The organism is Ruegeria sp. YKSF070 (assembly GCF_059612725.1).
This window is the reverse complement of record NZ_JBXWRD010000049.1, coordinates 21,952-28,833: the sequence shown is the minus strand read 5'-3', so window position 1 is coordinate 28,833 and position 6,882 is coordinate 21,952. Positions and strand designations below refer to the sequence as shown.

At 63.9% G+C, this 6,882-nt stretch carries 8 protein-coding genes; all 8 read right to left on the bottom strand.

Annotation, left to right across the window (positions count from 1 at the left end; all coding sequences use genetic code 11):
- The coding region (locus AC2FL1_RS19240; RefSeq protein WP_496877989.1) for a POTRA domain-containing protein at positions 1-970 on the bottom strand (970 nt) is incomplete at its 3' end.
- Positions 971-1,098: 128 nt separating this feature from the next.
- Positions 1,099-1,224 (bottom strand): hypothetical protein, encoded by a 126-nt coding sequence (locus AC2FL1_RS19235; protein ID WP_496824128.1) that lies wholly within the window; start codon positions 1,222-1,224, stop codon positions 1,099-1,101.
- A gap of 99 nt (positions 1,225-1,323) precedes the next feature.
- Positions 1,324-2,694, bottom strand: coding sequence for an RIP metalloprotease RseP (gene rseP / locus AC2FL1_RS19230; RefSeq protein WP_496824130.1), 1,371 nt, complete (start codon positions 2,692-2,694; stop codon positions 1,324-1,326).
- A gap of 4 nt (positions 2,695-2,698) precedes the next feature.
- Positions 2,699-3,886, bottom strand: coding sequence for a 1-deoxy-D-xylulose-5-phosphate reductoisomerase (dxr, locus tag AC2FL1_RS19225; RefSeq protein ID WP_496877988.1), 1,188 nt, complete (start codon positions 3,884-3,886; stop codon positions 2,699-2,701).
- Positions 3,886-4,668: a phosphatidate cytidylyltransferase gene (locus AC2FL1_RS19220; RefSeq protein ID WP_496824133.1), complete on the bottom strand. Its 783-nt coding sequence runs from the start codon at positions 4,666-4,668 to the stop codon at positions 3,886-3,888. Before AC2FL1_RS19220 ends, dxr begins: the two co-directional genes overlap by 1 nt.
- The gene (gene uppS, locus AC2FL1_RS19215) at positions 4,665-5,396 is read right to left on the bottom strand and encodes an undecaprenyl pyrophosphate synthase (RefSeq protein WP_496824135.1); all 732 of its coding nucleotides are present in this window, start codon (positions 5,394-5,396) and stop codon (positions 4,665-4,667) included. Before uppS ends, AC2FL1_RS19220 begins: the two co-directional genes overlap by 4 nt.
- Before the next feature lie 10 nt (positions 5,397-5,406).
- Entirely contained in the window at positions 5,407-5,970 is a 564-nt protein-coding gene (gene frr / locus AC2FL1_RS19210) for a ribosome recycling factor (RefSeq protein ID WP_234136454.1), read from the bottom strand.
- Positions 5,971-6,080: 110 nt separating this feature from the next.
- Positions 6,081-6,836 carry a UMP kinase gene (gene pyrH, locus AC2FL1_RS19205; RefSeq protein ID WP_496877987.1) on the bottom strand — a complete coding sequence of 252 codons (756 nt, stop codon included), beginning with the start codon at positions 6,834-6,836 and terminating at the stop codon, positions 6,081-6,083.
- Positions 6,837-6,882: the final 46 nt, after the last annotated feature.

Below are 6,882 nucleotides of genomic sequence, written 5' to 3'. Positions count from 1 at the left end.
CGACAAGGCTAGGCGAATAGACCACGCCCGGCTTGATCTTGAGCACGTCCTGATAGGCCGGTGCCTCGACACCGGGGATCTCGCTGACGGTGGTGATATTGCCAAACGAGAACTGCTGCCCCTCGGTCACATCCATGATCAGGAAGAAGGCGTCGCGTTCGCGGGTGAATTCCACGTTGGCGCTGTTGACGCGGAAATCGACATAGCCGCGCGACAGGTAGAAATCGCGCAGCACCTGTTTGTCGAATTCGATCCGGTCGGCGATGAAGGTGTCCGAACGGATAAAGGTGCGCAGCAATCCGGCCTGCTTGGTCTCGAGAATCCGGCGCAGACGGCGATCGGAAAAGGCGCGGTTGCCGACAAAGCTGACGCGCTCGATCTCGATCGTGTCGCCTTCGGAGATCTCAAACACCAGATCGACGCGGTTGTCGCTGCGGCGGATGATGCGCGGCACCACGGTGGCGGCGACGCGGCCCTGGGTCGAATAGATCTCTGCGATGGTGGCGGCGTCGCGCTCGGCCTGTTCGGGGGTAAAGACGCGGCGCGACTGCGAACCGATGGCGCCTTCGAGCGTCTCATCCTTGACCCGACGGTTGCCCTCGAAATTGATCCGGTTGATGGTCGGATGCTCGACCACCTTCACCACCAGAGTGTTGCCTTGCGGAATCAGCTCGACTGTTTCGAAAACGCCACTGTCAAGCAAACGCTGATAGGCATCGTTGAGCGCCCCGGCCGAGACCGTCTTGCCCCGTTCGATTCCCATCCGGGCGACGATGGTCGAGGTCTCGATACGCTGGTTTCCGTCGACCTGAACCGTATTGAACCGGTAATCCTGCGCCTGCGCGTCCTGCGGCAGGGCAGTAAAGGTCATTGCTGTGACAAGAAAAATTGCGGAGACGGAATTCAACAACATATGGCGGCTGGAAATGCCCGTACCGCAGTATGTACCTGCGCCTCTCCCGTTATGCATCTTTTTTCAACCCAGTTTGCAGCAGTCTTTCATCTGTCAGTACCGGGATTGGCCGGGGTTGTCAAAAGCCCAAAACGAAAGACGCGGCCTCGAGGACCGCGTCTTGTACATGAGAGCGAGAGAGCGGGTCAAAGACTGCCCAGATAGGCCCCCAGAAACAGCGCTGCCGCGATTGCGCCCACAAACAGGATACGATCCCAGTTGAGCTGCATCACCAAGCCAAGACCACGATACGATTGTTGCAAGACATGCATCTTTCACGCTCCTGCTAGTTTCCCAAGTTCTGCTCAGGTTAGCCCCTGAATGTGGCGAGACTTGGGCGCATTCACGCTTTGTTGAGAATTGACGTCTCGTCAGCAGAACAGATCGTTACTGAGCGAGAACAGCATCAGCGACAGGATGAGGGTGATCCCCAGCGCCATCAACACCCGCAGCACATTGTCGCTGGGCGGTTTGCCGGCCACTGCCTCGTAGGCATAGAACACCAGATGGCCACCATCCAGCGCCGGGATCGGGAACAGGTTGAGCAACCCCACCGCCGTCGACAGTACCGCGATGAAAGCGATGAAGCTTTGCGCGCCCTGGCTGGCCACCGCGCCCGAGGCCTGGGCGATGCCCACCGGACCCGAGATGTTGCAGGTGGAAATCTGCCCCGCGATCATGTGCCAGAGCCCAGAGAGCGAGGAGTAGACGATATCGCCGGTGCGGCTGACCCCGGTGGCCAGCGCCGCCAGCGGGCCGGGCGTTTCGGTCGCCGGATCAAAGGCCTGACCGCTGGCCACACCGATCCGCCAGTTGGTCTCGTACCCGCCTTCGGGCTTGGGGCTGTCGGTGCGGCGTGGCACCAGCAGCAGTTGGAGCATCTCGCCCTCGCGCCAGACATCCAGCAGCAGCGGCTTGCCGTCCGACCCCTCGACGATGTCCTTGAGTTGACGGAAGGCCACGATCGCTTCGCCGTCGATGGCGCGGATCACGTCGCCCGAGCGCAGCCCGGCATCCTGCGCGGCGCTGCGCGGCACCACAGAGCCGACCAGCGCCGGGAAGAACTGCGGACCGGTCGCCGTAACCTCTGCCCCGTCGCGCATCACGGAGTATTCAAGCTGCGCCGCCAGCGGCAGCGCGCCTTCGAAATCGCGCCAGGCGGCGCCTTCCTCGGCATCGCTGGCGAAATCCGGCCCCGGCAGCGGCACGCCGCCCACCGACAGGATGGTATCGCCGGGGCGCAGGCTGGTCTCGACACCGGGCAGATCGCGGATCTCGGCCACTGTCAACGGTTCGACCGGCGCGCCGCGGGTCATGAAAATGACCGCGAATACCAGGATCGACATCACGAAATTGAACAACGGTCCCGCCGCCACGGTCGCCGCCCGCGCCCAAAGCGGCGCGCCATGCATGGTGCGACGCAGGTCACCGGGATTTCGGCGATAGATCTCCGCCATGCTCTCGCCATCCTTGCCCGATGCGGCATTGGCATCGCCCAGAAACTTGACGTATCCGCCGAAAGGCAGCAGCGCAATTTGCCAGCGGGTGCCGCGCCGGTCCACGCGGCTCCACAACACCGGTCCGAACCCGATCGAGAACACCTCGGCATGGATGCCGGACCAGCGCCCGACGATGTAATGGCCATATTCATGCACCGCGACGATGACCGACAAGGCCACCACAAAGGCCGCAATAGTATAGAGAAGGCTGCCGAATTGCGGGATCAGTCCAATAACGTCCAAAATCTTACCCTGCTCGTTTTGCCAATGCGGCGTCGACCCTTTGACGCGCCAGATGGTCTGTTTGGGTCACAGTATCAAGGGTCATTGGGGCATCAATGAGGCCGGGATCGGACTCAAACCGGTCCAGAACGACCTCGACCAGATGCGCCATGTCGAGAAAGCCGATACGCCCGGCTATGAAATGATCGAGCGCGCGTTCCTTGGCGGCGTTGAACACCGCGCCCGACAGCCCGCCCCGCGCCATCACCCGCCGCGCCAGCCGCAAGGCGGGATAGCGGGCATCGTCCGGGGCACGGAAATTGAGCTGCCCCAAAGCGGCGAGATCAAGCCGCGCCACAGGCAGATCGCGCCTTTCGGGCCAGTGCAGCGCATAGCCGATGGCATGCCGCATGTCAGGCGCGCCCAGATGGGCCATCAGTGCACCGTCGCGGAACCCCACCAGCGCATGCACCATGGATTCAGGATGTACGATGACCTCGATGCGCTCCGGATCAATTCCAAAAAACTCCCGAGTTTCAATAACCTCCAGCGCCTTGTTGAACATGGACGCACTGTCGATGGTGATGCGCTGGCCCATGTCCCAGTTGGGGTGCTGGGCGGCCTGCTCAGCGGTTGCCCCGGCCAGCCGTTCCAGCGGCCAATCTCGGAACGCCCCGCCCGAGGCGGTGATCACGATCCGTTCGACCGCGTCCATGTCCTCGCCCACCAGCGCCTGAAACACCGCCGAATGCTCGCTGTCCACCGGCAGCAGCCGGGCGCCATGGCTGCGCGCAGTTTCCAGCACCAGAGACCCGGCACAAACGAGCGTTTCCTTGTTGGCCAGCGCCAGAGTGGCGCCCTGTTCCAGCGCCGCCAGCCCAGGCGCCAGCCCCGCCGCGCCGACAATGGCCGACATCACCCAATCCGCCGGGCGCGCGGCCGCCTCGATCAGCGCCGCCGGTCCCGCCGCCGCCTCGACCCCGCTGCCGGCGAGCGCTGCGCGCAAGTCGTGCAGGCGCTCGGGAAAGGCGGTCACGGCCACATCAGCACGCAGCCGCCGCGCGTCCGCAGCCAGTCGCGCGATATTGGCGCCACCGCTCAGCGCCACCACATCGTAAGCGTCGGGATCGCGGGCGATCAGGTCGATGGTGTTTTGCCCGATGGAACCGGTGGCCCCGAAGATCGAGACCCTGCGCGCAGACCCCGCTTGCATCACAGCCCCCCAAGCGTACGCAGCAGCCCGGCCAGCAGTACAAAAACCGCCGCCCCCATCATCCCGTCAAACCGGTCGAGAAAGCCGCCATGGCCGGGGATCAGGTTGGAACTGTCCTTGACCCCCATCTTTCGCTTCAGCGCACTTTCAGCGATATCCCCCGCCTGGCTGGCCATCGAGGCCAGCACCGACAGCACCAGCAGACCGACGCCCAACCCTGCATATATCGCGAAGCCACCGCCAATCAGCGCGGCAGCGGCCCAGCCGCCCGCCGTCCCCGACCAGGTCTTTTTCGGGCTGACGCGCGGCCAGAACTTGGGCCCGCCGATCATCTTGCCCACGAAGTACCCCGCCACGTCGGTGGCGACCACCACCAGCACCAGCCACAGCATCCAGTCGAGGCCCATGACCTCGCGGATCCAGATGAAGCCAAGCCCGGCAAAGGCGATCCAGAGCGCGAAAACCGCGTAAAGCCCCTTGTATCGCGCCACCTGCCCGGCGCCCACCAGCGCCGGCGCCACCAGAACCGGCAGCCGGTAAAGCGGCGGAAGGTGATAGGCCAGCAGCACCGCAAATCCGGTCAGCAGCGCCATCTGCACAGCCGCCCCGGCCCGCTCGGGCGCGATCATCCGCATCAGTTCCCAGACCATCAGACCGGTCACGATAGCGATGAAGCTTTCAAACCACAGACCGCCCAGCCACAGCTCGACCCCGGCTACGGCGGCCAGCACCACGGCCGAACCCAGCCGAGCGGCCAAGTCGGACCAACGACTCTCGCTCATGCCCTGACCGCGCCGAACCTGCGGTCGCGGCTCCCATAGCTTTGGCACAGCCGGGCCAGCTCCTCGGCGGTGAAATCGGGCCAGAGCGTGTCGATGAATTCGTATTCGGAATAGGCCGACTGCCAGAGAAGGAAGTTCGAGATCCGAGCCTCGCCGCTGGTGCGGATCACCAGGTCGGGATCGGGCAGCACGCGTGTGTCAAGGTAGCGCGGCAGCGTCTCCTCGTCTACGTCCTCTGGTTTCAGCCGGCCTTCGGCAACGTCGCGGGCCAGGCGGCGGGTGGCACGGGCCACCTCGTCGCGGCCGCCATAGTTGAGCGCGATGGTCAGATGCACGCTGTCATTCTCGCGGGTCTGCTCTTCGAGCGTGTCCATCAGCGCGATCAGCTTGGCATCCAGCCGCACCCGGTCGCCGATAAAGCGCACGCGGACCCCGCGCGCATGCAGCGCCCGGGTCTCCTTGGCGATATAGCGGCGAAAGAGGCTCATCAGCCCGGCCACCTCGACCTGGGTCCGTTTCCAGTTCTCGGTCGAAAAGGCGAATATCGTCAGATACTTGATGCCCAGTTCGGGACAGGCCTCGACCACCTCGCGCACGCGGCGGGCACCGGCATGGTGGCCGAACAGGCGCGGACGGCCCCGTGCCTGGGCCCAACGACCATTGCCATCCATGATGATGGCGACGTGACGCGGGCCGGAGCCGTGCGCGGGAGCGGGGTCATGGGCCATCTGGTGCGGCTCAGACCTGCATGATTTCGGCTTGCTTGGTCTCAAGCGCGCCGTCGACCGCCTTGATCATCTTGTCGGTCAGTTCCTGCACCTCGGCCTCCCAGAACTTCTGATCGTCCTCGGACATGCCGTCGGCCTTGGCCTTCTTGATCTGGTCCATGCCGTCGCGGCGCACGTTGCGGATGGCGACGCGGGCGTGTTCGGCATATTGACCGGCAACCTTGGTCAGCTCGCGGCGGCGTTCCTCGTTCAGTTCGGGGATCGGCAACATGATGATGGTGCCGTTGAGCTGCGGGTTGATGCCCAGCCCGCTTTCGCGGATCGCCTTCTCGACCTTGCCCACCATCGACTTGTCCCAGACATTGATGGTGACCATGCGCGGCTCGGGCACGTTGACGGTGCCGATCTGGTTGATCGGGGTCATCTGTCCATAGGCCTCGACCTGGATCGGCTCCAGCATCGAGCCCGAGGCGCGACCGGTGCGCAGCGAGGCGAACTCGGTCTTGAGGTTGGCCATGGCGCCATCCATGCGGCGCTTGAGATCGTCGGTGTCGAGTTCGAAATCGTCAGACATGCTGCTCTCTCCTCTGCTTGAGGTCCTGTTTCTTGGGTCTTAAGCCATCCAGATTGGGTTGTATAGCAATCTTGGCCCACCTCCTGTGGCCAGACGCCCGACCGCTGTGGTCAGCCCTGTACCTTGGTATAGGTGCCCTCGCCCGCCAGGATGCCGCGGAAACCGCCCGGCTCGTCCAGTGAAAAGACGATCAGCGGCAGGTTGTTGTCGCGCGCCAGCGCGATGGCCGAGGCATCCATCACCTTGAGCCGCTTGGCCAGCACCTCATCATAGCTGATCTCGTCATAGCGCACCGCGTCGTCATGCAGCGCCGGGTCCTTGTCATAGACGCCGTCAACGCCGTTCTTGCCCATGAAGATCGCCTCACAGGCCATTTCATTGGCGCGCAGGGTGGCGGCGGTGTCGGTGGTGAAATAGGGATTGCCGGTGCCGGCGGCAAAGATGCAGACCCGCTTCTTCTCGAGGTGGCGCACGGCGCGGCGGCGGATATAGGGTTCGGCCACCTCATCCATCCGAATGGCCGAGATCACCCGGGTAAACACGCCCAGCCCTTCGAGCGCGGCCTGCATTCCCAGCGCGTTCATCACCGTGGCGAGCATTCCCATATAGTCGGCGGTGGTGCGCTCCATCCCCTGGGCGGCGCCGCTGAGACCGCGAAAGATATTGCCGCCCCCGATCACCATGCAGATCTCGACCCCCATGTCATGCACGGTTTTGACCTCTTCGGCGATCCGCTTGACGGTGGGCGGGTGCAGGCCGAATCCCTGATCCCCCATCAGCGCCTCGCCCGAGATCTTCAGCATCACGCGTTTATACCTGGTTTGCGAGGGATCGGACGGGGTTTCAGGGGATGTGGACGAGGTCATGTTGCGCTCCGCTTTGGCACCGGTCTATTTTCCGGCGCAAAATGGA